22 protein-coding genes are annotated in these 24,060 nt (G+C 65.8%); 4 read left to right on the top strand and 18 right to left on the bottom strand.

The window, feature by feature from the left end:
• Positions 1-7: 7 nt before the first annotated feature.
• The 3 genes from ACO2Q9_RS01670 to ACO2Q9_RS01660 all read right to left on the bottom strand — a co-directional run bounded on the left by ACO2Q9_RS01670 (position 8) and on the right by ACO2Q9_RS01660 (position 3,413).
• A complete protein-coding gene (locus tag ACO2Q9_RS01670) occupies positions 8-748 on the bottom strand; it encodes a class II aldolase/adducin family protein (protein WP_423307652.1) in 741 nt (246 codons plus the stop codon).
• A gap of 15 nt (positions 749-763) precedes the next feature.
• Positions 764-1,732 (bottom strand): Bug family tripartite tricarboxylate transporter substrate binding protein, encoded by a 969-nt coding sequence (locus ACO2Q9_RS01665; protein WP_423307650.1) that lies wholly within the window; start codon positions 1,730-1,732, stop codon positions 764-766.
• A gap of 124 nt (positions 1,733-1,856) precedes the next feature.
• Positions 1,857-3,413, bottom strand: coding sequence for an acetolactate synthase large subunit (locus ACO2Q9_RS01660; protein WP_423307648.1), 1,557 nt, complete (start codon positions 3,411-3,413; stop codon positions 1,857-1,859).
• Positions 3,414-3,590: 177 nt separating this feature from the next.
• On the opposite strand from ACO2Q9_RS01660, the gene ACO2Q9_RS01655 reads away from it, so the two are divergent.
• The gene (locus ACO2Q9_RS01655) at positions 3,591-4,490 is read left to right on the top strand and encodes a LysR family transcriptional regulator (RefSeq protein ID WP_423307646.1); all 900 of its coding nucleotides are present in this window, start codon (positions 3,591-3,593) and stop codon (positions 4,488-4,490) included.
• A gap of 15 nt (positions 4,491-4,505) precedes the next feature.
• Here the strand turns inward: ACO2Q9_RS01655 and ACO2Q9_RS01650 are convergent, their stop codons facing one another.
• From ACO2Q9_RS01650 to ACO2Q9_RS01630, 5 genes are read right to left on the bottom strand one after another with little or no spacing between them, the layout of a single operon-like run.
• Positions 4,506-5,576, bottom strand: a complete 1,071-nt coding sequence (locus tag ACO2Q9_RS01650; RefSeq protein ID WP_423309880.1) for a lipocalin-like domain-containing protein — start codon at positions 5,574-5,576, stop codon at positions 4,506-4,508.
• An 11-nt stretch (positions 5,577-5,587) separates the two neighbouring features.
• On the bottom strand, positions 5,588-8,116 hold the full coding sequence (locus tag ACO2Q9_RS01645) for an FtsX-like permease family protein (protein WP_423307644.1): 2,529 nt from the start codon (positions 8,114-8,116) through the stop codon (positions 5,588-5,590).
• 36 nt (positions 8,117-8,152) lie between these two features.
• A complete protein-coding gene (locus ACO2Q9_RS01640; RefSeq protein ID WP_423307642.1) occupies positions 8,153-8,800 on the bottom strand; it encodes an ABC transporter ATP-binding protein in 648 nt (215 codons plus the stop codon).
• Entirely contained in the window at positions 8,797-9,741 is a 945-nt protein-coding gene (gene miaA / locus ACO2Q9_RS01635; protein ID WP_423307640.1) for a tRNA (adenosine(37)-N6)-dimethylallyltransferase MiaA, read from the bottom strand. The genes ACO2Q9_RS01640 and miaA overlap by 4 nt, the downstream gene beginning before the upstream one ends.
• Positions 9,719-10,969 carry a multidrug effflux MFS transporter gene (locus ACO2Q9_RS01630; protein WP_423307638.1) on the bottom strand — a complete coding sequence of 417 codons (1,251 nt, stop codon included), beginning with the start codon at positions 10,967-10,969 and terminating at the stop codon, positions 9,719-9,721. The genes miaA and ACO2Q9_RS01630 overlap by 23 nt, the downstream gene beginning before the upstream one ends.
• Positions 10,970-11,150: 181 nt before the next feature.
• Between ACO2Q9_RS01630 and ACO2Q9_RS01625 the strand changes: the two genes are divergently transcribed.
• Complete coding sequence (locus ACO2Q9_RS01625) at positions 11,151-11,678, top strand: OmpA family protein (RefSeq protein WP_423307636.1); 528 nt, start codon at positions 11,151-11,153, stop codon at positions 11,676-11,678.
• Here the strand turns inward: ACO2Q9_RS01625 and ACO2Q9_RS01620 are convergent.
• Together ACO2Q9_RS01620 and ACO2Q9_RS01615 are read right to left on the bottom strand one after the other, a co-directional pair.
• Positions 11,650-12,165: an SRPBCC family protein gene (locus ACO2Q9_RS01620; RefSeq protein ID WP_423307634.1), complete on the bottom strand. Its 516-nt coding sequence runs from the start codon at positions 12,163-12,165 to the stop codon at positions 11,650-11,652. The genes ACO2Q9_RS01625 and ACO2Q9_RS01620 overlap by 29 nt on opposite strands.
• A gap of 1 nt (position 12,166) precedes the next feature.
• Positions 12,167-13,270 carry a saccharopine dehydrogenase NADP-binding domain-containing protein gene (locus ACO2Q9_RS01615; protein WP_423307632.1) on the bottom strand — a complete coding sequence of 368 codons (1,104 nt, stop codon included), beginning with the start codon at positions 13,268-13,270 and terminating at the stop codon, positions 12,167-12,169.
• On the opposite strand from ACO2Q9_RS01615, the gene ACO2Q9_RS01610 reads away from it, so the two are divergent.
• Positions 13,269-13,955 carry a hypothetical protein gene (locus ACO2Q9_RS01610; protein ID WP_423307630.1) on the top strand — a complete coding sequence of 229 codons (687 nt, stop codon included), beginning with the start codon at positions 13,269-13,271 and terminating at the stop codon, positions 13,953-13,955. The genes ACO2Q9_RS01615 and ACO2Q9_RS01610 overlap by 2 nt on opposite strands.
• A gap of 16 nt (positions 13,956-13,971) precedes the next feature.
• On the opposite strand, the gene ACO2Q9_RS01605 is transcribed toward ACO2Q9_RS01610, so the two are convergent.
• The 3 genes from ACO2Q9_RS01605 to ACO2Q9_RS01595 all read right to left on the bottom strand — a co-directional run bounded on the left by ACO2Q9_RS01605 (position 13,972) and on the right by ACO2Q9_RS01595 (position 16,982).
• Positions 13,972-15,462 (bottom strand): TonB family protein, encoded by a 1,491-nt coding sequence (locus ACO2Q9_RS01605; RefSeq protein WP_423307628.1) that lies wholly within the window; start codon positions 15,460-15,462, stop codon positions 13,972-13,974.
• A 135-nt stretch (positions 15,463-15,597) separates the two neighbouring features.
• Complete coding sequence (locus tag ACO2Q9_RS01600; protein WP_423307626.1) at positions 15,598-16,485, bottom strand: alpha/beta hydrolase; 888 nt, start codon at positions 16,483-16,485, stop codon at positions 15,598-15,600.
• Between the two features lie 134 nt (positions 16,486-16,619).
• Positions 16,620-16,982 carry an Mpo1-like protein gene (locus tag ACO2Q9_RS01595; protein ID WP_423307624.1) on the bottom strand — a complete coding sequence of 121 codons (363 nt, stop codon included), beginning with the start codon at positions 16,980-16,982 and terminating at the stop codon, positions 16,620-16,622.
• A 116-nt stretch (positions 16,983-17,098) separates the two neighbouring features.
• On the opposite strand from ACO2Q9_RS01595, the gene ACO2Q9_RS01590 reads away from it, so the two are divergent.
• Positions 17,099-17,521: a thioredoxin family protein gene (locus ACO2Q9_RS01590; protein WP_423307622.1), complete on the top strand. Its 423-nt coding sequence runs from the start codon at positions 17,099-17,101 to the stop codon at positions 17,519-17,521.
• 7 nt (positions 17,522-17,528) lie between these two features.
• Here ACO2Q9_RS01590 and ACO2Q9_RS01585 read toward each other — a convergent pair whose 3' ends face one another.
• From ACO2Q9_RS01585 to ACO2Q9_RS01565, 5 genes are all read right to left on the bottom strand, one after another.
• Positions 17,529-18,785 (bottom strand): cytochrome P450, encoded by a 1,257-nt coding sequence (locus ACO2Q9_RS01585; protein WP_423309878.1) that lies wholly within the window; start codon positions 18,783-18,785, stop codon positions 17,529-17,531.
• A 95-nt stretch (positions 18,786-18,880) separates the two neighbouring features.
• Positions 18,881-20,572 carry a GDYXXLXY domain-containing protein gene (locus ACO2Q9_RS01580; protein WP_423307620.1) on the bottom strand — a complete coding sequence of 564 codons (1,692 nt, stop codon included), beginning with the start codon at positions 20,570-20,572 and terminating at the stop codon, positions 18,881-18,883.
• Positions 20,569-21,567, bottom strand: a complete 999-nt coding sequence (locus ACO2Q9_RS01575; RefSeq protein WP_423307618.1) for a DUF2157 domain-containing protein — start codon at positions 21,565-21,567, stop codon at positions 20,569-20,571. The genes ACO2Q9_RS01580 and ACO2Q9_RS01575 overlap by 4 nt, the downstream gene beginning before the upstream one ends.
• Before the next feature lie 6 nt (positions 21,568-21,573).
• The gene (locus ACO2Q9_RS01570; protein ID WP_423307616.1) at positions 21,574-22,392 is read right to left on the bottom strand and encodes an alpha/beta fold hydrolase; all 819 of its coding nucleotides are present in this window, start codon (positions 22,390-22,392) and stop codon (positions 21,574-21,576) included.
• A gap of 343 nt (positions 22,393-22,735) precedes the next feature.
• Positions 22,736-24,043, bottom strand: coding sequence for an O-acetylhomoserine aminocarboxypropyltransferase (locus ACO2Q9_RS01565; protein ID WP_423307614.1), 1,308 nt, complete (start codon positions 24,041-24,043; stop codon positions 22,736-22,738).
• Positions 24,044-24,060 lie beyond the last annotated feature (17 nt).

Here is a 24,060-nt window from a genome sequence, read left to right as displayed (position 1 = left end):
GGGCAGATCAGGCCAGGTCCGTCGCAACGATCCCCGCATGCCGCAGCATCGCGTCGAAGATGAACCTGCGCGGTTGTTGCTGGTTGGCACGCATCGGCGCGCGCTGTGCCGGTATACGCGCCAGCACGTCAGCGGGGATGGCGCGGTTCGGGCCCGCCATGCTGTCTGCCGCCATCTGCACCTGGCATGCGCGTTCGAGCGTCCATGCCGAATGGAAGGCGGTCGGTACATCGCCGCCCACCACCAGCGTGCCGTGGTTGCGCAGGATCAGGATGTCCTTCGTACCCAGACTCGCTTGCAACCGTGACTGCTCGGCCAGGTCGGTGGTGATGCCCTCGAAGTCGTGATACGCGATGCGGTCGTTCAGGATCGCGCTGTAGAAGTTGTCGGGCCGCAGCCCTTCTTCCTTACAGGCCACCGCCATGCCAGCCGTGGTGTGCAGGTGCAGGATGCAATGCGCGTCTTCACGCACGGAATGGATCGCGCTGTGGATGACGAAGCCTGCCGGATTGATCGGCCATGGCGAGTCGTCGAGCTTGTTGCCGTCGATGTCCACCTTCACCAGGTTGGACGCCGTGACCTCGGCGTAGTGCAAGCCGTACGGGTTGATCAGGTAAGCCGGCGTCTCGCCTTGTTCCGATACCCGCAGCGTGATGTGGTTGAAGATCATCTCCGACCAGCCCATCCATGCAACTAGGCGATAGCAGGCCGCGAGGTCCAGGCGCAGCAGCCATTCACGCTCGGTCATGCCTTCGGGCCTCATTCACTCTTCCGGCTGGATGCCGGCGGCCTTGATCACCGGGCCCCAGGCGGCGAGTTCGCGGCGCTGCTGATCGCCCATCTCGGTCGGGGTGGAGGGCGACGCCGTCCAGCCCAGTCGCAGCATGCCTTCCTTGAACGACGTGGCCTGCATCGCCTGCGTCACCGCCGCGTGCGTCTTCTGCAGTGTGTCGGCGGGCATCTTCGCCGGGCCGTAGAGCGCGATCCATCCGGGTACGACGATGTCGATGCCCGATTCCTTGAGCGTCGGCACGTTCGGCAGGAACGGGCTGCGTTCGGAACCCATGGTGGCGATGATCTTGATCTTGCCCGCGCGGTGGAACTCGATCAGGTCGCCCATCGTGTTGATCGCGCTGATCAGCCGACCCGAGATGAGATCGGGCATGGCCGGCGCCACGCCGCGGTAGGGCACATGCACGGCCGGCAGGTTGGTTTTCTGGTGCAGCCAGATGCCCAGCAGGTGCGGTGTGGTTCCGTTGCCGGGCGAGGCGTAGTTGCCTTTCTCCGGGTTTTTCTTCAGCCAGTCAAGGTATTCGGCGAAGGTGTTCACCGGCGCGCCCGGGCCGACGGCCAGCACGTAGTCGAACGAGACGAGGCGCGTGATCGGCGTGAAGTCCTTCACCGGATCGAACGGCAGGTTCTTGTAGAGGTAGGGGAACAGCGTCATCGCACCCTGGTTGGTGATGCTGATGACGTCACCATTGGGCACAGCCTGCCGCACATAGTCGAGGGCCACGCGCCCGGCGGCACCGGTGCGGTTCTCGACGATGACCTGGCGACCGAGCGCGTCCGCCAGCGGCGGTGCGAGTTGCCGGCCGATGGTGTCGAACCCGCCCCCCGGCGCGAAGCCGACCTGGATGCGTACCGGCTGCGTGGCCTGTGCACGGACGCCTTGTGCGATGGCGGACAGGAGCAGCGCGGCTCCGGCGGAATTGAAATTTCTACGTTGCATGGCTACCCCAGAAGTTCGTACATACCTACCTGACGCCGTCCAATTTATGGAAATCCCGATTCACTGGACAGCGAATTTTTCTCTTGTGCCGATCAGGTTTCCTGATGCGCCCGGACGGTGCAGCTCAGATCACCATTTCGATCAGCATCGGCCCTTCGGCTTGCAGTGAGCGGTTCATCGCGGTGGTGAGCGCGGCCGTGTCGAGCACGCGGACGGCCGGCACGCCGTATCCCTTCGAAAGCGATACCCAGTCAACCGGCGGTGCGTTGAATTCGGTCAGGCCCTGCGCCTGCGGCCCGAGCTGCTTCACGCCCATGCGCGCAAGCTCGGACTGCAGGATGCCGTAGCGCTGGTTGCACACGATCAGGATGGTGACCGGCAACTGCTCGCGCGCCAGGGTCCACAGCGTCTGCACCGTGAACTGCGCGCCACCGTCGGACTGCAACACGACGACGCGCTGCCCCGGACATGCCAGCGATGCGCCGAGCGCGCACGGGATCGCCTGCCCGATGGAGCCGCCGGTGTTGGTCATCACCGTGTGGCGTTTCGCGTGTACCGATTGCGCAAAGAACGGATGACCGCAGGTGCTGCCTTCGATGGAAACGATCGCGTCGTCCGGCAGCAGGTTCGCGACGATGGCCCCGATGTTGAGCGGTGTCAGCGCACTTTCGAGCACCGGCATCTGGCGCACCTCCACACCCTCGACGGTGCGGGGTGAACCCAGCATGTCTGCCAGCCGTTCGAGCGCGATCGCGCCATCGTCACGCATTCCGGCCAGCACGGTTGTCCGGTCGGGTCTGGCGAGCTGGCCTGGCAGATGCGGATAGCCGAAGAGCGACACCGGCGGTGCGGTCGCAACGAGGACCACCCTGTCGCCCATGTCGAGCGCCTCGATGGCCGCTTCGGGCGCATACGGCAGGCGTTTGATTTCGGGAAGCCCGCCGCCGCGCTCGGCCCGCGCGGGGAACGTGTCGCTGTAGAAGCGCGCGTTCGGTGCGCTGGACAGGATGCGCGCCACCGCGCGGCCACCACCCACCGTCAGCGCGCTGGAGCCGAGCAGGAAGACCACCGGCTTGCCCAGGCGCAGCGTGCCGGCGATCTCGTCGAACTGGCTGTCGGGCACGCTGGAGGTGATCGCGGGCTTTGGTGCTTTCACCGGCGGCTGCGAAACAGTTGATTGCGCCTGCTGCAAGTCCACCGGCACGAGCAGCGTCGACACGCTGCCTTCTTCCGTCGCATGGGCGATGGCATCGATCACATCATGCGGCAACGCGTCGGCCGTGGCGGACGACCTGACCCAGCCCGACACGGGCCGGGCGAGCGACTCTATGTCGCAAGCCATGGGGCTGTCGAACTTCATGTGGGAAGCCGTGTGCTGTCCGACGAGATTGACGATCGGCGACCGTGCGCGTTTGGCGTTGTGCAGGTTCGCGATGCCGTTGGCAAAACCCGGGCCGAGGTGCAGCAGTGTCAGCGCGGGTTTGCCGAGCATCCGGCCATAGCCGTCGGCTGCGCCGGTGCAGACACCTTCGAAGAGACCGAGCACGGCCTTCATGCCGGGCGTTTCGTCGAGGGCCTGCACCATCGGCATTTCGGTGGTTCCGGGGTTGGCGAAGCAGATGTCGGCGCCGGCATTGCGCGCGGCCGAGAACAGGGCAACTGCGCCGCTGTGCATACTCATTGTCATGTGTCCTTGAATTGCTGTTGCGTCGAGTATGTTCAGCCGCATCGCACCGGGCCAGCGATATAAATTGCTCGGGTCATCAAGTTGACTGATGGGGCGACACCGCAGGCAGCAACGGGCATGTTCCGTGCTTCGCTGTATTTCCTAGCCCATCGAATCCCGCTTTCCTGCCTCATGAATATCAGCCTGCGCCAGATGCGTGCCTTTGCGGCGGTGTGCAGGCATGGAAGCTTCACGCAGGCCGCGGTGGCCCTTCATCTGTCGCAGTCGGCCGTCAGCATGCTGGTGCGGCAACTGGAGTCGGAGATGAACCTGGTCCTGTTCAACCGGGGCAAGACATCGGTGACGCTCACCGATGCCGGTCGCCAGCTCTTGCCGCTGGTGCAGCGCATGCTCGATGACCTCGAGACGGTCAAGAGCGGCGCAAGCGACCTGCGGTCACTGCGCCGGGGTGTGGTTCGCGTGGCCGTATCGCAGATGCTGGCATGCACCTGGCTACCGCCCGTGCTCAAGACCTTTGCGACGCGTTATCCGGAAATAGAAGTCATCCTCACGGACTCGTCGACGGATGGCGTGGCCGATGAAGTGCTGCGGCACGAAGCCGACATCGGGCTGGGTCCGCTGCGGCCGACGAGCGAAGAAATCCTCACCGAACCCTTTCTCGATGTCGGCATCTGCTTCGTCTGCCCCGCAAGCCACAAGCTGGCCCGTCGCAGGCAGGTGACCTGGGACGATACGCGCAACGAAAAGTGGGTCGCGTACTCGGACGAATTCTTCCGGCAGCTGGAGCAGACGCTGAGCCCGGGCGGCATCGAGCGCATGTCGACGCAGGCATCGAAAGTCAGCTATCTCACGACCGCATTGGCGCTGGTGGGCAGTGGCTCAGGCGTGACAGCGGCGCCGGCCTATGTGGCGTCGCTCGCGCCTTACTTCGATGTCCGCTTCGTGCCCTTCCGCAGCCCGACCGTCGTGCGGACCTTCCAGATCTACTCGCGTGCGCGTGAAGTCATGTCACCCGCGACGACGGCGTTCGTATCGTTGCTGCGGGAAGTTTCGCAAGACGCAGTTTCCTGACCCGTCCGCCGCGTTTCAGATGCGCAGCGGACTCGCGTACCCCGTCATCTCCAGATACCCGCGCCCGACGGTCCGTCCGCTGCTGTCGATCAGGTCCGACAAACCCTCCCAGTAGATCGCACCGGTCGACCCGCGGCTGTCCAGCTCCTGGTTGTCGAGCAACGCGCGAACGGTGTAGAAATCTGCCGGCGTGCGGATGCGCCATTCGACCGGATAGGTCGCGCGGCTCAGCGGGCTCTGCCACTGGCGCTGCGCGACGAAGGTCGTCTCGCCGGGGCTGAAGACGTAGGTGTCGCCGACGCCATGGCCGCTCTTTCCCCGGAACGATCCGCCGTCCCACAGCGACTGCCCGTCCTTCGTGCGCAAGCGGAACGCAGTGAGTGCGCTTCCGTCGTCCAGGTTCATGCCGATCCAGTCCCAGCCGACAGCCTGCGGGTGCATGAGCGCCTCGCTCCATTCGTGGTCCAGCCACGCGCGGCCGGTCACTTCGAATGTCTGGCCCTTGATGGACAGCCGCCCGCCGGTGGCCAGTTGAGGCTGGCTGTAGTAGTAGCTCGCCTGCGTGGCGTCCGGCCCCTTGCGCGACAGGCCCTTCCTGCCTTGCAGCAGCAACGGCTGTGTCTCGTCGAAGTTCAGCGCGAGCGTGAAGTCGTTGCCGCGCACACCGGCTTCGTACCGTCGACCGTCATGGCGCAGCGACCAGTCGCGCAGCCGGATGTCGGTGTCCTGCTCGCTCGCGGAGGCGATGTCGAAACCTGCGCGCGCGATGCGCTGGTCGTGCAGCAGCACGCGGCCCTGCAGGTCGGTGACGGCCGCGTGCGCGAACAGCATCTGCCTGGCTGCGAAGGCGGACGACATGCCCTGCGTACCGTCCACGCGCGAACGGAAGAAGGTCACCTGGAAGCCGAACTCGCGCCGGGGTGCTTGCGTGCTGCGCAAGGTGCCGGTGATGTACCACCACTCGGTGCGCAGGTCGGGGTGTGCGCCATGGTCGCGCGGAAACTCCAGTGTGCGCGGAGGCAATGCAACGGCGGCCGGAACGTGCAGCCCGCCCGAGATGGCGAGCGCGGGTGCTGTCATGAACATGCGGCGCGAGATCACCAGTCTTCCTTCACGGCCATCACCGCATCGTGCCCGGCGGCTGCGCGGCCCGCGAGCCATGCGGTCAATGTGCCTGCGACGACCACGGCCGCGCACAGCGCGAGCAGGCGCGCCCACGGCAGCAGCAGGTCCATGGTCCAGTGGAAGCTTTGCGGGTTCACCACATGCACCAGCACCACCGACACGGCGATGCCCAGGGCCAGCCCTGCCACCGCACCCACCACGGTCCATGCGGCGCCTTCGCCGGCCACCACGGCAAGGATCTGCCGCCGCGTGAGGCCCAGGTGCGCGAGCAGGCCGAACTCCTTGCGGCGTGCCAGCACCTGCGCGCTGAAGCTTGCTGCAATCCCGAACAGGCCGATGCCGATGGCCACCGCCTGCAGCCAGTAGGTGACGGCAAAACTGCGGTCGAAGATGCGCAGCGACGTGGCCCGTATCTGCGCGACGGAAGCGAATTCGAGCGGAACGCCGTCCAGTGCCGCACGCAGGCCTTCGCGCACCGCGCCTTCATCGGCACCTTCATCGAGCCACAGCGCGATGTCGTTCACGCGCCGGTCGCCGGTCAGGCGTTCGTAGGCTGCGAGATCCATTGCGATGGAACCGGACTGGCGTGCATAGTCCCGCCACACGCCGGCCACGAAGAAGTCGCCGCCGGGTATCGCCTGCGCGAGCGCGGCGAGCTTCGTGCCCGGGCGTGCACCATACAGGTCGAGCATGGCTTCGCTCACGTACACGGCGACGCTGCCGGCGGGTGGCTGCAACGGCTCGCTGACCAGCGGCAGCACGCGCGCTGCGTCTTGCAACGGCCGTGCGATCACCATCACCTGGGGTTGCCCTGCCCGCAGCAGCACGGGTATGTTGCGCTGACCGGTGGCGCGTTGCACGCCGGGTACGCGCGCGGCGGCCTGCACGAGCTCCGGTGTGAAATACACCGAGTCGCCGACGCCCGCTGTCGTGGCGCTGCGCACGTACAGTTGTGCGGGCAGCACGACGTCGAGCCATTGCGTGACCGATTCACGGAAGCTGCTCACCATCACTGTCAACGCCACCGCCAGGCTCAGCGATGCGACCACGCCGCTCACAGCCACGGCGGCAGACGCACGCATGCGCCGTGCGCGCTCCAGCGCAAGCATGGGAAGCACGCGGCCGGCGGCGAGGGGGCGGACCGCCCGCAGCAGCAGCGCCACCAGCCAGGGCAGCGTCGCGATGCCGCCAACCAGCAACAGCCCGACGCTGATGTAAGCGGCCAGGGGAATGCCGTGCACCGGCGGCGCGAAGGCCAGCAACACACCCGCACCCATGAGCAGCAGGCCGGGCGTGCGCGACACGTCGCCACCCGTCGAGTGGCTGCCCAGGCCCTTGAGCGCCTGCGCAGGCGGCAGCCGCTGCGCGGTACGCGCGGGCCACCAGCCGCCTGCGAGCGCGGCCAGTGTGCCGAGCGTTCCGTAGGCCAGTGCGGCCGGCGTGCTCCATTGCAACGCGGGTGCCGCGCCCTGGAAGTAGCCGCCGCCGAGGTCACCGCCCAGCAGCCGCAATGCCAGCGACGCGAGCGCCGTGCCCAGCGCCAGGCCCGCCACGCTGCCCGCCACGCCGATGATGAAGGACTCGCCGACGACAAGCAGCAACCGCTCGCGTGGGGTGAGGCCCAGCACGCCGAGCAAGGCAAACTGCTGCAGCCGCTTGGCGACACTGAGCGAGAGCACGGAGAACACGAGGAACGCGCCGGTGAACAGCGCCACCAGCGCCAGCACGGTGAGGTTGACGCGGTATGCGCGCGACAGGTTGCTGGCGCGCTCGGCCAGCTCGCCGGCCTCCGTCGCAAGCACGCCCGCCGCTGCGGGAAGATCGCGCGTCAGGGCTGCCCGATCAGCGCCGGGCACCAGGCGGATGTCGATGCGTGTGAGTTGCCCCTGCCGGCCGAACAGCTCCTGCGCCGCGCCGATGTCCATCACGGCCAGCGCTTCGCCAGCCGCCGCCACGCCGCCAGCCACGCGCGCCTCGCGCAGCAGCGTGCCGCTTTGCAGGCGGAGGGTCGAGCCGTCTTCTGCCGACAGCGCCTGCTTCGCTGCGGCGTTGAGGAACACGTTGCCGGGCAGGAACATGGCGAACCTGTCCTCGCCGGCAACCGGCTGGGGCATCAGCGCAGGGGCGATGGCGGGTGCCACCAGTGCGTCGATGCCCAGCACGCGCAGGGGAATGCGTTGCGCGGAATTGCCGCTCTGTGCGAGCGTCGTCAGCTCCAGCACCGGGCTGGCAATCTGCACGGCAGGGTGCGTGGCGACGCGCGCGAAGACCGTTTCATCGAAACTTCCGCGCGTGGCGCGCAGCTCGAGATCGCTCTGCCCGTTGACGGCGCGTACTGCGCTCGCGAATTCGCCGAGCGCGGATGCGTTGATCAGCTGCACCGCAAAAGCCAGCGCCACGCCGAGCATGACGGCCACCACCGCAGCCGCGCTGCGCCACGGGTGATGGCGCAATTCCTGCCATGAAAACGTGCGCAGCAGCCCGGGAAGTGTGGAGGCCATGCGCAATCCCTGCAATCCTGGTGGTGGCTGGCCGCTTCAGCCGCGGATGCCGTCCGCCGCCAGACGCAGCACGCGGTCTGCGCGTGCGGCTGCGGCTTCCGAATGGGTTACCAGCACCAGCGTTGCGCCATGGCTGCGGGTCTGTTCCACCAGCACGTCCATCACGCGCGACGCCGTCGTGGGGTCGAGGTTGCCGGTGGGTTCGTCAGCCAGCAGCAGGGCGGGGCGGTGGATGAGCGCGCGCGCGATGGCCACGCGCTGAAGTTGTCCGCCGCTCAGTTGCTGCGGCAGACGTGCACCCAGGCCTTCGAGCCCGACCGCTGCGAGCATCGCCTGCACGCGCGCCGGCTCTTCCTGCCCCAGCAGCATGAGGGGCAAGGCCACGTTCTGCGCCACGTCCAGATGCGGCAACACATGGAAAGCCTGGAACACGAAGCCGACGGCACGGCGGCGCCAGAGCGCGCGCTGTTCGTCGCCGAGCGTGCCCAGGTCAATGCCGTCGTGCACGATGCGGCCACTGTCCCAGGTGTCGAGCGCGGCCATGCAGTTGAGCAGCGTCGACTTGCCCACGCCCGATTCGCCGATGATGGCGACGAACTCGCCCTGCGCGGCTTCGAGCGACACATGGGCGAACACCGGCGTGTCGCCATAGCGCTTGGTCACGTCGTCGAGCTGCAGGCTCATGTGAGGAGCTCCTGTGCTTTTGCCAGCACCTGCGACTGCGCGTCCGGTGCATCGCAAGCCACCACGATGCGCTGCGGCATCGAACGCAGCCAGGTGATCTGCCGCTTGGCGAGCTGGCGTGTGGCATAGATGCCCCTGTCGCGCAGTTCGGCCATGGGATGGTCGCCGTCCAGCGTCTCCCACGTCTGCCGGTAACCGACGCAACGCATCGAGGTCATCTGCGGCTGCAGATCGCCGCGTGCGCGCAGCGCCTTCACTTCATCGATGAGGCCGTCCGCGAGCATGGCGTCGAAGCGCCGGGCGATGCGTTCGTGCAGCCATGCGCGGTCCACGGGTTCGAGCGAGATGAGGGGTGGCACATCGTCGCGCACACTGCGCCCGGTGTGGAAGGACGACAGCGGCTGGCCCGTGAGCCGATGCACTTCCAGCGCCCGCTGGATGCGTTGGCTGTCGGCCGGCGCCAGCCGCGCGGCGGTGACGGGGTCGACGCGCGCGAGCTCGGCATGCATGGCTGGCCAGCCGAGCCGCGCGGCCTGTGCATCGAGCTCGGCGCGCAGTGTGGTGTCCGCGCGTGGCAGCGGGTCCAGCCCTTCGAACAAGGCCTTGAAGTACAGCATGGTGCCACCCACGAGCAGCGCCACGCGGCCACGTGAATGGATTTCTCCGATGAGGCGCGTTGCGTCCGCCGCGAATTCGGCGGCCGAATAGCTCTGCGTCGGCTCGCGGATGTCGATGAGGTGATGCGGCACCGAAGCCAGCTCCTGCGCCGTCGGCTTGGCGGTGCCGATGTCCATGTGGCGGTAGACCAGCGCCGAGTCCACCGAAATGATTTCTGCGTTGTGCCGCGCTGCGATGGCGAGCGCTGCCGCCGTCTTGCCGGAGGCCGTGGGCCCGGCAAGCGCGAGCGTCCTGTGCCTGTCAGGCCTTGCGGGCTTCGCCATGGCGTTGCACCAGCGTCCACGCCACCGTGGCGATGACGATGCTCCAGAACCAGATGCCCAGCGTCAGCGGGAACGCCGTGCCGTCCATGTTGCGGCCCAGCCAGCCGCCCATGGCGAAGGCCACGAGCATCATCACGAAACCGTTGAGCGCCGATGCCGCACCTGCTGCCTGCGGGAACGGGCCGACCGCGCCGCTCTGGCTGCAGGGCTGGTGCACGCCGTGGCCGACCATGAAAATCCAGAACGGCACGGCGACGGCCCACCATGTCTTCACGCCTGCGAGCGACAGCACACCCATCAGCGTGCCGCCCGCGAGCGTGAGGAAGCCTGCCACCCACACCGAGCGGCGCACACCCAGGCGCGGCAACAGGCGGCGGCACAGCAGCGTACCGAAGATGTAGATGAACGACTGCGAGAACATCACGATGCCGTACTGCGTCTTCGACAGACCCAGCACCTGGATGAACACGAACGACGAAGATGCGAGGAAGGTGAACAGCCCGCCGTAAGACGCCGAAGACAGCGCGCAGTAGGCGATGAACGTCGGGTTGCGCACGATGTGCCACCAGTTGCCCACGATCATGCGGGCCTGAAGCGCACGCGCGTTCGGCGCGGCCAGTGTCTCGCGGAATCGCAGTGCGAGGATGGTGAAGGTGACTGCGCCGAACAGCGCCGTCACCGCCAGCGCCGCGCGCCAGCCCAGCATGTCCGAAGCGAGGCCGCCCACCGGCGCGCACAGGCAGGCGATGACGCCCAGCCCCGTGAGCCCGCGCGACATGGCGCGCGCGCCGAGTTCGGGCGTGTACAGGTCGCGCACCAGCGCACGCGCGCACATCACCGCCGCGCCCATGGCTGCACCCTGCACGGTCCGGGCGAGGATCAGCATTTCCATCGACGGTGCCAGCGCGCACGCCGTGGACGCCACGGTGTACGCGCCCATGCCCCACAACAGGACAGGACGGCGCCCGAAACGGTCCGACAGCGGCCCGAGCACGAGCTGCGAAATGCCGAAAGCCAGCAGCAACGCCGTGAGCGTGAGCTGCGCCTGCGTCATCGGTGCGCCGAAGCCCTGTGTGAGCGCAGGCAGGGCAGGCAGGTAAACGTCCGTCGTGATCGGCTGGATGCCCAGCAGCAGCGACAGCACCAGCACGACGAGGCCGGAAGACATGGCGGAAGAAGGTGAGGAGCCGGCGGCGTTCTCGGGCCGTGCCGGGGAGGAGGCAGTCATGGGGGCAGGGTAACAGAAGCTGGTCTGAATTACCCTTGCGTGCACCGGGCGCTGCCTTTAGGATTTCGGCATGTGGATAAGCAGAACTGTGCGGAGCGGGTTGGTCTTTCTGGCTTGTGCATTGGGTTTTGGGGCGTCAGCTCACGCACAGGCTCTACCTCCCATCCCCCAAGACGCCAAAGTGTGTGACCGCATCTACGCAGAAATCGCAGAAACACCGCATGACCTGCAAGCCGTGCTGGATCGCTGTAGCTGGAATACGGACGGCTTTGTTCTCGCATTGAGCAAGATCAACCGCTTACCCCCGCCAGCCGGACTCAAACCTATCTCGTTGGCCCCGACCAGCAATGCTGGCAAGACCGTTGGGGTGACCTTGGAGATCGACGTCTTCTTCTATCTGCTCCAGTCCTATCCGTTGCCTACAGCTTTCACCAGACTGGAGCAACTCACAAGCCATCTGAGTGGTTTCAATGAGATCAGTCGTGTCGAAATCGTCGGCTACTTCGATGAAAACGAGCGCAGGGAAGCACCGCGGATGGCGTTGAATCTGCGTCGCGCCGAATTCATCCGGCAGTATCTGGAGGCCGTGGGTATTCCTCCCAATGCGATCACGCTGACCATAGGAACACCTCGACACCCAAATACGGTGGAGGGTCGTGCACGCGACCGCTCCGTCGCGATCAAGATGTATGTGTGGCGTGAACAGTGAGGGGTTTTTCCTGCCATTCGCGCACCTCATGGGCGTGCCCTGCCAGAAAGACTTGCAACCGCTGGAACCGTTTGCGCGTGGCGCGCAGGAACATCGAGTCCACCACGGGCTCCAGTGCCCATTTCAGACGGGCCGGCATGACGTCGAATGTGTAGGTGTAGACGAGCACCGAAAACCCGTTCGGCGCTTCTGCATGGCGCATGGATGCAGCCCAGCGCGAGAAGGGAAACGACGGCTCGATCATGCTCGCCGCTGCCAGTACACCGGGCTCGTAAGACACGAAGCGTGTGCGCATCGAGATGCCGCCCAGTAGCCCGGCCCCATTGTTCTCACTAATGGCACCCACGGACGGGCACGGTGCGCCACCCTCCACCTGCGTCCGCGAAACCAGAGAGTCCCAGTGGACGCGCCACGCGTGATAGTGGAACGCGTCGAACACCACCGAGGCGGGTGCGGGCATGATGAATTCGAGTTTGCGGTGTGCCATGTCAGTTCTTCTCGACGTCCGTCTGCATGCCCCATCGCGCGAATTCGGGTGTGAAGTCCTGCAAGGCAAGATGCCCCGCCGCTGTGAACGCCCCGACCGGCAGTGCAGGACCACGCGCAAGGCGGCGTGTCAGCAGTATTGCTGCCATGCAGGGAATTTCTGGTCCATGGTCATTGTCCGCAGCAATGTGCCACGCAGCTTTCGCCAGCTTTCCGTGCGCACCGACGCCCGTGACGCGCACCACCATGCCGCCAAGGCCCGAACCGAACGGGTCCAGCAGTCCACCGAGCCTGTTGAGGATGCCAGCCCAGCGTGCAGGGGACGGAATGAGCCGCGCAGCACGAAGCGCGGCGAGGACGGCAAAGATCCGTTGCGATAGGCCGACTTCGACTGCTGCACGGAACATCACGCGGTCCCGCACAGCGTAGTAAGCCGGAAAAAGCTCCAGATCCGGAATGTCGCAAAGGGCACTGAGTCGCGGTTTCATGCGCGCAAAACTTTCGCGATGCAGACCGCCCCATCCGCGTCCGGCTTGCCAGCCACCTCCGCGCCACACGGGCACGGTCTCGCCGCAATAACTGAGCACGGCAGCAAGCGTGGCATCGCCACGCGGCGCCGTCTGCGCGGGCGCGATGCAGATGTCGATGCCGTCGATGTGCTGCCAGCCGGCACCCAGATGGTCGACCACCGCCGATGACAGTGCTGGTACGGTGCTCGCACCGCTGATGGCTGTGCGTCCAGCCTCGCGGAACGCGGCGTCCAGCGCGGCGGGAAAGTCGCACACGAAGCGGCGACCGTCAGCGAGATCGAGATAGTGCGCGCCGGCGTGCGCTGCTGCCTGTGCGACGGCATAGCCTTGTGCCTGGAAAGGTCCGGCCGTATGAAGGACAACCCCGATGTCCAATTTGGCGATGCGCCGGGAAAGGTCGTTCGCGCCGAGATCGAGCGCCAGCCCGGTTGATCGTGGGCCGAGTTCTGCAGCCAGGACATTGGCTCGGGCACTGTCCCGCCCGGCGATCAGTAACTCGATATCCGGGTCCGCTGCCAATGTGCGACAGATGCGTGCACCGAAATTGCCATACCCACCGAGAATGAGAGCCTTCATGGGGCTCGATTCTGCCTTCGCGCGCGAAGCCTGTTGCGGTTGCTGGGCGGTGCTGGAGTTACGATGTCCGTCCGTCCCAAAACTGATCGAGGGAAATTTCATGGCCAATCTGATCCACCGACTTGTGGCGCTGGCGGCGTGCTTGCTTTGCGTCGCATGTGGAACGCGCCATCTGGCTCCGGGCAGTGTTGTCAATGCGGACGAGAGCCTTATCGTGATCGGTGTGAAGCCGATCGAAACGATTGGCCTCTATGTCTTTCCCGGAGATCTACGCAACGATCGATTCCATGTGAATCCTTGGCTCAACGCCGCGATCGCTGGCAAAGGACAGGACGGTTACCTCGTATCCAAAGCCAGGACGGGGCAAACGCTCGGCGTAGTGCGTGCTTTCGTGTGGGGGCAGGGGCCATTCGCGGGCACCCCTTACGACGCATGTGGCGATCAGAAAGTCGCGGTATTTGATGTCCCCGCGGGCGAGGCGATCTACATCGCTGATTTCGAGTTCCAGCCTTCAGGCCGGCTTTCGGTCCAACTGCAGAACAGGTTGACGGAGGCCGCAGCCATGGTCGATCGCGACTATCCCCAGTTCAAGGGCAAGCTCAAACAGGCACCCTACAAATGGGTGCCGACAACCACTTCTTGCAATCCAGGTCCCATTTTCATCTTCGTGCCAGCCACGCGCTGACCGTCGCGCATCCCGGTTACCGTTGGCCGCTCCACCGGCAGCGTTCGCCTTCGGGCAAGTCTGGAAGATCGTCTGCGTCCCGCTTGAAGTTGAAGCGTACCTCCAGGACCAGGCTGTCCACGGGCGGGTCATTGGCAGGTTCTGCCGGAAGGGGCCCGAACGGCGCGGTGGCGGTCACGGCGGCCTGGATATGGCGATCGAGCCGGATGTCGCCGCTTGAACTGACAATCTCCGTGCCGAGAAGCAGGCCTGCCCGATTGATCGCAAACCTGATGCGACCGCTTCCATAGAGCCGTACGCTGTTGTGTACGGGCCAGTAACGTGTCCCGCAATCTTCGATACGACGGAGAGCTTTGGCGCGATAGGCGGTGATCGTAGGAGACATGGCCGTCTGGTCTTTGACGGCTGCATCAAACTTTTCCCCCGACAGGCGTTTCTCTATTTCTGCGATCAGCTTGGCCAACTCTGTCTTTCCTTCCGAGGGCGGAAGTGTGGCGGCGCGTGCTTTCAGATCCTGAACCTGCATTCGCTGTGAGTCGGAACCTTGTTGCGGCAGGCTGGATTGCAAGACGAATCGCACCGGAACGTCGATCGATCCGGACACTGGATAGCCGTTTTGCATTCCTGGAGTGAAGTACCAACCGGACACGGCATCGACTGCTGCTTCGTCCAGACGAGGGAATCCACTGGATCGCTTCAAGGTCGTTTCCTTGGGCAAGCCATACATGTCAAGCACCACGCTGACGAGAACCAAGCCTTCTTCACCAAGCCTTTTGGACAGAAGCGGATAAACCGGCGGCGTCGGTGGCGCGCCGGACGCGACGGCCGGATCCCGGAATTTCAGTGCGCGTATCTTGATCCGCACACTTCGATCCTGCGCGCGTCCATCGGTCGTGTCGGCTGAATTGACGACTTCAATGCGCTGCGATACATGGTCGGGCGAAATGCCCGCACCTGCCAGATAGCGACGCAGAAAATCGATGCGTTGAGATGCAAGGTCTCCCGCGCGTGCGTTCTTCTCGAACACGTCTGCGGACCCGACCATTGACAGTTTTTCGATCCTGTAAGTCGATGCCAGCTTTGTAAACAAGGCGTCAAGCTTTTCGAAGGCCTCGTCTGGCGGATAGGCCTCAAAAGAATTAAAGAACACGTCCATGTCGTAGCTGGACCGCACACTGTGCAGAAGATCGGACGCTGGCTGCAAGGTGATCGAAGTCGCCTTCGGGGGCTCCCGTCCGTTGAGGTGTCGCAGCACGCGCATGGTGCCTGCCTGATCGCTGCAATTTCGGGCCAGTTTGCGCAAGTCAGACGCGCGATCGAAACGCGTGATCTGTGTGGACGAACAGGCCTCGCTGGACGAAACGGGAGAAATTTCTTGCTGCCGGTCAATAGGTGCGACTGCGCTATTCGCAGCAATAGCAGGTAGAACGAGAAGCAGAACTGCAAGGCCCGTCGCGGCGCGTAACGCAAGCGAATGGCTGGCACACACGGGAAGCGGTTTATGCATTGAGTTTTGACGTAGGCAAATCGGCCCGGTCGGCCGCTAGCTTACTTGCTCCACTCCGCGTGAACAAGAACACCAGTTGATCCGCGTATGGGTGCAAAGTCCATTGCACCTGCGCAAGCGTTGATGCTGGGCGACTTACAGCCGCGCGCCCGCCTCGCTCGCCGTCTTCAAGCCGCCGAAGGCAGGCTGCCAGCCGAACAGGTCGCGCAACGCCTCACGGTACTGGTCCTGGCCGACGGAATTGGTGCTGTGGTGCGAGCCGCCTTCCACGAGCACGAAGCGCTTGGGGTCGATGGCCGCTTCGTAGAGCTTGCGGCCGAGCGATGGGAGGATCAGGCTGTCGTTCGAGCCGTGCACCACCAGCAGGGGCGAGCCGATCTTGTCGATCTTGCGCAGCGATTCGAATCGCTGGGTGATCAGGCCGCTGACGGGCAGCCAGCCCCATTTGAAGGTGGCGACGACTTCAGGGATCGACGTGAACGTGCCTTCCACGATGAGACCGCTTTCGTCCTTGACCCGCGTGGCCAGGTCGATGCCGATGGCACCGCCGAGCGAGTGGCCGAAGATGTAGCGCGGCTGGGTCGGGTGCTTCCTGGCCAGCCAGTCCCAGGCCTGCTTGGCGTCTTCGTAAGCGCTGTCTTCGGAAGGGAGCACATTGGTACTCTTGCCGAAGCCGCGGTAGTCGATGGCCAGCACCGAGAAGCCGAGTTCCTGCATGCGGCGGATGCGGCCGGCCGAGCCACTGACGTTCCAGCGCGCGCCGTGCAGGTAAAGCAGCACGGGTCCGTTGGCACCGGCTTCGGGCGGGCCGGCCATCCACAGGGCGTGCAACTTGGTAGGCTCGCCACTGACCTTGGAATCGAACTCGATCCACACGTCCTGCATGCCGTCGGTCATGGCGGCGCCCCAGCTGCGATCGCTGGGCTGGAAAATCCATTCGCGCTGCTTTTCGTCCAGCGACGAACAACCCGCCAGCAGCACGATGCCGGCGAAGACACTCAGGAGGGCGTGGCGGAGTTTCATGGCAAAAACAGAGTGGGAGGCACGCCCAAAAGTTCAAGCAGATTGCGTGCCCAGACCGCAAAGACGCATGAAGGCCTGCTCCGGCAGACAGGGTTGTCCGCCTTTGCCCGGCTGTTACACAGAAGTGAAAGCTTTCAGAAAGGAATTCGCCCCGTCCAGATGTCCTTGTACATCACCCAGTCGCCCATGAAGCTGTACAGCGGGCGCTTGAACGAGGCCGGCTTGTTCTTCTCGAAGCCGAAGTGGCCGATCCAGGCGAACCCGTAACCGCAGAGCAGGCCCGCCAGCAGCCACCAGCCGTTGCCGGTGAGCAGCAACGCCGCCAGACAGGCCAGCGACAGCGTAGACCCGACGAAATGCAGGCGGCGGCAGGTGCGGTCGCTGTGCTCGGTGAGGTAGAACGGGTAGAACTCGGCGAAGCTTGCGAAGCTGCGCGGGTCGACCGGAGTGTGGCCCGCTGTAGCAGCCGGGTGGGTCGTGCTGGTCTGGGTGTTCATCGTCTGTCTCCTTGTGTTTCTTGCTGCGTTTCTTGCGCCCGATCACGGCATTTTTCAGTTGCGGCCACAATAGTCAAGCTTTCCGGTGACAAGACTTTTCTCCACTTCCGCCCCTCATGACTGCTTCGCTTCCTGTCCCTGACGCGACTCCTGCCGTGGCTGCCACCCCGCCGGCCCGGCGCCTGCTGGTGTGCCTGTGTGCCGAGTGGTGCGGCACCTGCCGCGAATACCGTCCGCTCTTCGACGAGGTGGCCGCGCGCCATGCGGGCCTGCACGTGCTGTGGGTGGACATAGAGGACGAGGCCGATCTCGTGGGCGACGTGGAGGTGGAGACCTTCCCGACGCTGCTGATCGCGGATGTCGCCGATGCTTCGGCCACGCCCCGCGTGCGTTTCTTCGGCCCGCTCACGCCGCACGCGCAGACGCTGGCGCGGCTCGTCGAATCGCTGGACGCCGGGACCGCGAGCGAAGCAGCGGGCATTTCGCAGGACGTGCGCGATCTGGCGGCGCGACTGGCCGGATGGAGTCCGTCGGCCTGACGGCGTCCTACGCGCTGAACGGCGCGCTGAGGAAGCCCCTGAACCGGGCCCGCCCGCCGCGCACCGGCGACTGCGTCAGCCGGTAGTCCGGAAAGCGCTGCAGGAAGCGGCCGATCGCAATGCGCCCCTCCAGCCGCGCAAGGCTCAGGCCCGCGCACTGGTGAATGCCGAAGCCGAAGGCCAGATGCCGGTTGTTTTCGCGCTGCAGGTCGAGCACGTCGGGCTGCGTGAACTGCGCCGGGTCGCGGTTCGCCGCACCGATGCACAGCGTGACGAGCGCGCCTTCCGCCAGGTCGACGCCACCCACGGTGCAAGCGCGCACCGCGCGGCGGTTGCCCAGTTGGTTGGACGACTCGAAGCGCAGGAATTCATCGACGGCCAGCGTCATGACGGATTCCTGTGCCGATGCGTCGCCTGCATTGCCGGTGAGTGCCTCCATCAGCCGCTGTTTTTCCTGCGGCCATTCCTGCAGCGCAACGAGCGCATTGCCGATGAGGTTGGTGGTGGTCTCGTGTCCGGCATTGAGGATGAACACGCAGTTCTGCAGAAGTTCGGCCTCGCTCAGCTTCTCGCCTGCTTCCTCGCCCTGGATGAGGCGGGTGAGCACGTCGTGCTCCGGGTCGCCGGGTGACTTGCGACGGTCTGCGACGAGATCGCGCAGGTAGGCCGTGAACTCGGCCACGCTGCGGTTGCCCAGCGCTTCCTGCTCAGGCGTCAGGCGCGGCTCCAGCGCACCGAGGATGGCGAGCGACCACGCGCGCAGCGGCCCGCGGTCTGCATGCGGCACGCCGAGCAGGTTGCCGATGATCTCCACCGGAATCGCGCTGGCGAAGTCTTCGATGAGGTCGCCGCCGCCCTTCGCCTCGATGGCGTCCAGCAGGCCATCCACCAGCACGACGAGGCCGGGCTCCAGGTCGGCGATCGCGCGCCGCGTGAGCGCGCCCATGATGAGCTTGCGCACACGCGTGTGCAGCGGCGGGTCGTTGAACACCAGGCTGGTGGTGTGGTGCTCGAAGAGCGGCGAGGCTGCGCCGTACTTGGGCGAGAACTCGACTTTCTTGTCCGAACTGAACGTCTGCGCGTCGCGGTACACGGCCACCAGATCGGCATAGCGCGTGAGGAACACCGACCCGTCCGGCATGGGCTTCACGGGCGATTGCTCGCGAAGCGCAGCGTAAACGGGGTAGGGGTTGCTGTAGAAGACCTGCGGCAGTGCGCGCAGGTCGAGGTCGCGGGCGATTTCGCCGGCGCGTGTAGCGGTCATCGCAGGGGTGATGACCGGCGCTGTGACGGTTGTCGTGTCAGTCGTCGTATCCGTGGTCATGCGTACTTGTCTCTTGTTTCTTCTCTCTTGTCTTTTCAGGGCTCGATGCGCTGCAGGTCTTCACCGGCCATGCCGACCAGCAGCGCGCGTCCGCTCGGATCAACGCGGAATTCGCCGAAGCGTGCGCGTTCGAATCGCGCAGCATCGCCCTCGCGGAAGAACCACGCGTCGGTGACAAGGATCCATCGGCCGGCCTTGGGCGTGAGCTCGATGAGGAATTCGCCCTCGGCCAGCGGCTGGCCCGGTGTATGCAGGCGCGTCAATGTGGCGACGCCGCGCGCGTCCTGCCTGGCGACGACGTGCGGGCGCTTGACGCTGAGCGTGTCCTGCACCTCGCTGCGCACGCCGCCCGGCAGGTTGAAGTTGAGCCGCATGAAGTCGCCCTGCATCAGCGAGCGCGGATCCGCCGGTGCCAATGGCACGAATACCGGTTTGCCGCTGGCAATGATGTCTTCCTTCTGCCAGATGGCAAAGTTGCAGGCCGCAACCACGGCAACGAGACTCAGTCCAATCAGCCAGCCAGGCCCTTGACGTGATGCGATGCGCGAGCCGGCGTCCTGCAGCGTAGCGGGCCATTCCGCACGTGTATCCGCTTCGGCGCTCGCGCTCGTGGGCGACATCCGCTGGCCGGCCCATACGAGCAGGGCCAGCAAGCCACCGGCACCCGCCATCACCAGCGCCTTCGTCGCGAGCGGCCACGCCAATTGGTAGTAGAAGGCACCAACGATCCACGCCGCCGCAACCGCGCAGGCCGCGGCCAGCCGCCAGCGATGCGTGGTTGCCGTGACGGCCAGTGCGAGCAGCACACCGCCCAGAAGCGGCATGAAGGCGCAGAGCACCACCAGCACCAGCGCCACGCCGAGGCAAGCCGGTGTGCGCATGAAAGGCCAGGCACGACCTGCCAGCGCGCCCGCAGCACATGCCAGCAGCACGGAACCAGCAGCCGTGGCGATGTCGGCGAAACGCCTGCCTGCGCTCTCGCTCACCACCGCGCGGCCAAGGTCTGCCGCGAAGCCGCTGCCCATGGCACCTCCGACCATGAAAGTCATGCCCGACTGCCACGCCATGCAGGCCACGGCAGCCAGCAGCCAGCCTGCGCCCATGACTTCGGCCGCAATGCCCGCTCGCGCGGTTGCACCGCTGTCCAACCCCCGCTGGCGCAGGAGCGTCACGACGAGCCATGCGGCCAGCGTGGCGTGCAGCATCATCCAAAGCGCGAATGCGGCGCTGCGCGACCACCAGAAGTCGCCTTGCGGCAGAAGTGCCAGCATGAAGAGCAGGCACGCCGACGCGCCCAGCAGCGCACGCAACCAGTCGCGCGCGACGGTGATGCCGAAGCCGATGCACAGCGCGCCCAGCACGGCTGCGGCGATCGGGTCCGGCAGGTCGCGGAACAGGCCGAAGCCGAGTGAGCCACCGGCAGTGAGCAGCGCGGGCACTGCGAGTTGCTCCACGAAGACCGGCACGTCCTGCGCGCGCAGCACGACCCATGCACCGGCGAGCATGAGCGCCCCCACGATGTAGGGGCCGACGCCGGCCGTCATCAAGGGGCCGAGCAGCATGCCGACCACGCCCATGAGCGGAAAGGCGGCAAGCCACGCGCCCAGCGCGGTGAGCAGCACGACAGGCCAGGGTCGCTGCTCGCGCGGCGTGGGCAAGGCGGCGTCGGCGGGCAACAGGCCTTCTGCCTGCGCACGCTGCAGCATCTGCGTTGCAGTCGTGCTCATGCGGCGTCCTCCACGGGCGTGGCGCGTGCATCGCCTGGCGTGCGGGCCCGCACGATCCGCAGGATCACGTTCACCGAAGCCGCCAGCACACCGGCGGACACCAGGCCCATCAGCAGCAGCGCGCCGATGATGTCGCTGCGGGCGCCTTCGAAGAGCAGTCGCCCGACGCCGCCGAGGACGAGCACGTTCAGGCCGAGCGCGACGCCGCTGAGCGCGAACACGTCGTACATGCGCGCGCTGGCAAACATCGCGCCTGCTGCCGCCAGCACGACAAGACCCAGCACGTAATGCGCGCTGACGTGCCTGGCGAACAGGCCACCCAGCGCCGTGAGCGTGACCATCGAGATGAACAGCATGGTGGCCGTGCGCCAGCTCCACACACCCGCGCCTGTGATGCCCGAGAGCAGCGTGCTCAGGCCCACGCTCAGCGTGAGTGCCGCAGCCCACGCAGCCATGTGCACGAACAGATGCTCGGTGCGGATGTTCCACTGATGGCCCATGTGCGTCTGCATCCATAGCGAGATGGCGGTCATCACCACAATGGCCCACGGTGCCCACACCACGTCGCTGCGCACGGCCAGCGCCAGCGGCAGCGTGAGCACGGCCCACAGCGCGAAGAGCTGCCACGGGTCCGCGCCGGTCTGGTAGGTCTGTCCGAAGTAGGCGAAGAGCCCGCCCGTGCCCAGCAGGGCCAGCAGCGCAAGCGGTGCGCGCAAGGCCGGTCGCCACCACGCGCCCAGCAGCATCACGACGACGAAGGCCTGCAGCAACGCAAAGCGGCCCGCGCGCCCGAAGTCGCCCCAGTTGGCGGCCACCCAGAAGATGAGGCCCAGTCCACCCAGCGCTGCGGCGAGGATGGCGACGGCGCGCCAGAACCAGCGGGCGAGCGGTGCGGGTTGCGTGTCCAGGCCAGCGAGCGACATCAGTCGCGCGGTGGCCGTGTGGTCCAGCTTGTGGGCCTGGGCCAGTTCGAGTGCGGTGATACGCAGGTTCATGGATGCTCAGGTCTTCAGGAAGTCGCGCAGCGCGAAGAGCGTGGCGTCGGGTGCTTCGGTCATCTGGTGATGGCCAACCGGCAGGCGCACGACGGTGTGCTCGACGCCGGCCTCACGCGCCTTGGTGATCAGCGGTTCGGCCGCGCGCGGTTGTGTCATCTGGTCGTCGCTGCCGAGCAGGAAGAGCACGGGCGCGGTGACTTGTGTGATGGCTTTCTCGGCGTTGGCGTAGTCGTCACACGCCTTGAAGCCACGGTGGAACACATTCACTTTCGGGTTGCTGCGCAGCACGCGGCGGTTGAGTGCGAGCGAGCTACCGTAGACCCAGGTGCCCGGCCCAAGTGCTGACGGCGGCGCGGCGATGGTCGAGCGCGAAAAGACGTTGATCATCTTCATTGCCTTCCCGGGTTCGTTGAGCGATGCGTCGAGCAGGGCGGGCGAGACTTTCATCGGCGCGGCGGTGCCGATCATCACCAGGTGGGTGACGCGGTCCTTCAGTTGCGACGCCGCTTCCAGCGCAATGAGCGAGCCCCAGCTGTGACCGACCAGCGCAGCGCGCTTCGCGCCGGCGGCGTCGAGCAATGCCGCGATGAACGTCGCCGCTTCTTCCACGGAAGAGGGGGCGTCGCCTTCGCTGCGGCAGTGACCGGGCAGGTCGACTGCCAGCACGTTCCAGCCGTGGTTGGCCATGTAGCGGCTCTGGAGGATCCAGACGCTGTGGTCGTTGAGCACGCCGTGGATGAAGACGACTGTGGGCTTGTCGGCGTCGAAGGGTTTGCTGCCGGTGTAGCAGTAGGTTTCGTTGCCATTTACTTTGTAGTTCATGCTGTTGTCTCCGTTTTCCAGGAGCGTGCTTGGCGGCAGGGGGTAGGGCTGTGGGCCTCACGCTGTGTCGGTCGGCGCGTTGCGCCGACTTCCCTGTGCTGCTCATCCTGGGGATGCACGGCGGAACTCGCTGCGCGGGCCACTTGGCCCGCTCCGCTCAGACAACCGCCGTGAGTCAGTTGTTGAAGCGCGCTGCGCGCGCCATCCCCAGGATTGCGCTGCTCGGCGACACAGAGTGAGGCCCACAGCCCTACCCCCTGCCGCCCGGGCGCACTGGTGTCGCAACAATCAGTCGAGTACGACGGTCGGTGTTGACTGGAGGCAATCCCAACGAAGTTCATGATCAAGCGGCCTTCTCGGCCGCCTTCAATGCCCGCTTCAGGTCGTCGATCAGGTCGTCTGCATCTTCGAGACCGATCGAAAGACGGATCGTTCCCTGCGAAATGCCCGCGCCCGCGAGCGCTTCGTCCGTCATGCGGAAATGCGTCGTCGATGCCGGGTGGATCACCAGCGAGCGGCAGTCGCCCACGTTCGCCAGATGGCTGAACAGCTTCAGCGTCTCGATGAACTTCTTGCCCTGCTCGCGATTGCCCTTGATGTCGAAGCTGAACACCGAGCCCGCACCACGCGGCCCGAAGCGCAGGATCCTGCCGGCCAACTGATGGCTCGGGTGGCTCTCCAGCAGCGGATGCCCCACGCGCTGCACGAACGGATGGCTCGCGAGGAACTGCACGATCTTCTCCGTGTTCGACATGTGCCGCTCCATGCGAAGCGGCAGCGTCTCGATGCCCTGCAGGATCAGCCATGCCGTGTGGGGGCTCATGCACGCGCCGAAGTCACGCAGGCCTTCGCGCCGTGCGCGCAGCAGGAATGCGCCGACCGTGCTTTCCTCGCTGAACACCATGTTGTGGAAGCCGTCGTAGGGCGACGTGAGTTCATCGAACTTGCCCGATGCTTCCCAGTCGAAACTGCCGCCGTCCACCACGATGCCGCCGATCACCGTTCCATGGCCCGACAGGAACTTGGTGGCCGAGTGGTAGACGAGGTCTGCGCCGAGTTCGAGCGGCTTCACGAGATAGGGCGACGTCAGCGTCGAATCCACCAGCAGCGGCGCGCCGGCCTCGTGGGCGATCTGCGCCACGGCGGGAATATCCAGCACGTCCAGCCCGGGGTTGCCCACCGTCTCGCCGAAGAAAAGCTTCGTGTTCGGCCGCACGGCTGCACGCCAGCCGTCGATGTCGCCCGGCTTCACGAACGTCGTTTCGATGCCGAAGCGGCGCATCGTGTAATGCAGCAGGTTCTGCGAGCCGCCATATAACGCGGTCGACGCGACGATGTGCGAGCCCGCGCCCATCAGCGTGGCCACCGACAGGTGCAGCGCCGCCTGGCCGCTGGCCGTGGCGATCGCGCCGATGCCGCCTTCGAGCGCTGCCACGCGCTGCTCAAGCACGGCGTTGGTCGGGTTGCTGATGCGGCTGTAGACGTGGCCCGCGCGCTCCAGGTTGAAGAGGGCGGCCGCATGGTCGCTGGACTCGAAGACGAAGGACGTGGTGAGGTGGATGGGCACCGCGCGGGCCCCGGTGACGGGGTCGGGGGCCGCACCGGCATGCAGGGCCAGCGTGTCGAAGCCGGGGTCTGAATAACCGGGCATCAGTCTGTCTCCTTGTT

It is taken from the genome of Variovorax sp. VNK109, assembly GCF_049445855.1.
GTDB lineage: Bacteria > Pseudomonadota > Gammaproteobacteria > Burkholderiales > Burkholderiaceae_C > JAGOCV01.
The sequence above is the reverse complement of the archived record's forward strand: the minus strand, read 5'-3'. Positions and strand labels throughout refer to the sequence as shown.

Excerpts from the sequence above, each read along its gene's own strand:
- ACO2Q9_RS01670 (WP_423307652.1), bottom strand. The coding sequence starts at position 748 with ATGACCGAGCGTGAATGGCTGCTGCGCCTGGACCTCGCGGCCTGCTAT.
- ACO2Q9_RS01665 (WP_423307650.1), bottom strand. The coding sequence starts at position 1,732 with ATGCAACGTAGAAATTTCAATTCCGCCGGAGCCGCGCTGCTCCTGTCC.
- ACO2Q9_RS01660 (WP_423307648.1), bottom strand. The coding sequence starts at position 3,413 with ATGAGTATGCACAGCGGCGCAGTTGCCCTGTTCTCGGCCGCGCGCAAT.
- ACO2Q9_RS01655 (WP_423307646.1), top strand. The coding sequence starts at position 3,591 with ATGAATATCAGCCTGCGCCAGATGCGTGCCTTTGCGGCGGTGTGCAGG.
- ACO2Q9_RS01650 (WP_423309880.1), bottom strand. The coding sequence starts at position 5,576 with ATGTTCATGACAGCACCCGCGCTCGCCATCTCGGGCGGGCTGCACGTT.
- ACO2Q9_RS01645 (WP_423307644.1), bottom strand. The coding sequence starts at position 8,116 with ATGGCCTCCACACTTCCCGGGCTGCTGCGCACGTTTTCATGGCAGGAA.
- ACO2Q9_RS01640 (WP_423307642.1), bottom strand. The coding sequence starts at position 8,800 with ATGAGCCTGCAGCTCGACGACGTGACCAAGCGCTATGGCGACACGCCG.
- miaA (WP_423307640.1), bottom strand. The coding sequence starts at position 9,741 with ATGGCGAAGCCCGCAAGGCCTGACAGGCACAGGACGCTCGCGCTTGCC.
- ACO2Q9_RS01630 (WP_423307638.1), bottom strand. The coding sequence starts at position 10,969 with ATGACTGCCTCCTCCCCGGCACGGCCCGAGAACGCCGCCGGCTCCTCA.
- ACO2Q9_RS01620 (WP_423307634.1), bottom strand. The coding sequence starts at position 12,165 with ATGGCACACCGCAAACTCGAATTCATCATGCCCGCACCCGCCTCGGTG.
- ACO2Q9_RS01610 (WP_423307630.1), top strand. The coding sequence starts at position 13,269 with ATGGGGCTCGATTCTGCCTTCGCGCGCGAAGCCTGTTGCGGTTGCTGG.
- ACO2Q9_RS01615 (WP_423307632.1), bottom strand. The coding sequence starts at position 13,270 with ATGAAGGCTCTCATTCTCGGTGGGTATGGCAATTTCGGTGCACGCATC.
- ACO2Q9_RS01605 (WP_423307628.1), bottom strand. The coding sequence starts at position 15,462 with ATGCATAAACCGCTTCCCGTGTGTGCCAGCCATTCGCTTGCGTTACGC.
- ACO2Q9_RS01600 (WP_423307626.1), bottom strand. The coding sequence starts at position 16,485 with ATGAAACTCCGCCACGCCCTCCTGAGTGTCTTCGCCGGCATCGTGCTG.
- ACO2Q9_RS01595 (WP_423307624.1), bottom strand. The coding sequence starts at position 16,982 with ATGAACACCCAGACCAGCACGACCCACCCGGCTGCTACAGCGGGCCAC.
- ACO2Q9_RS01590 (WP_423307622.1), top strand. The coding sequence starts at position 17,099 with ATGACTGCTTCGCTTCCTGTCCCTGACGCGACTCCTGCCGTGGCTGCC.
- ACO2Q9_RS01585 (WP_423309878.1), bottom strand. The coding sequence starts at position 18,785 with ATGACCGCTACACGCGCCGGCGAAATCGCCCGCGACCTCGACCTGCGC.
- ACO2Q9_RS01580 (WP_423307620.1), bottom strand. The coding sequence starts at position 20,572 with ATGAGCACGACTGCAACGCAGATGCTGCAGCGTGCGCAGGCAGAAGGC.
- ACO2Q9_RS01575 (WP_423307618.1), bottom strand. The coding sequence starts at position 21,567 with ATGAACCTGCGTATCACCGCACTCGAACTGGCCCAGGCCCACAAGCTG.
- ACO2Q9_RS01570 (WP_423307616.1), bottom strand. The coding sequence starts at position 22,392 with ATGAACTACAAAGTAAATGGCAACGAAACCTACTGCTACACCGGCAGC.
- ACO2Q9_RS01565 (WP_423307614.1), bottom strand. The coding sequence starts at position 24,043 with ATGCCCGGTTATTCAGACCCCGGCTTCGACACGCTGGCCCTGCATGCC.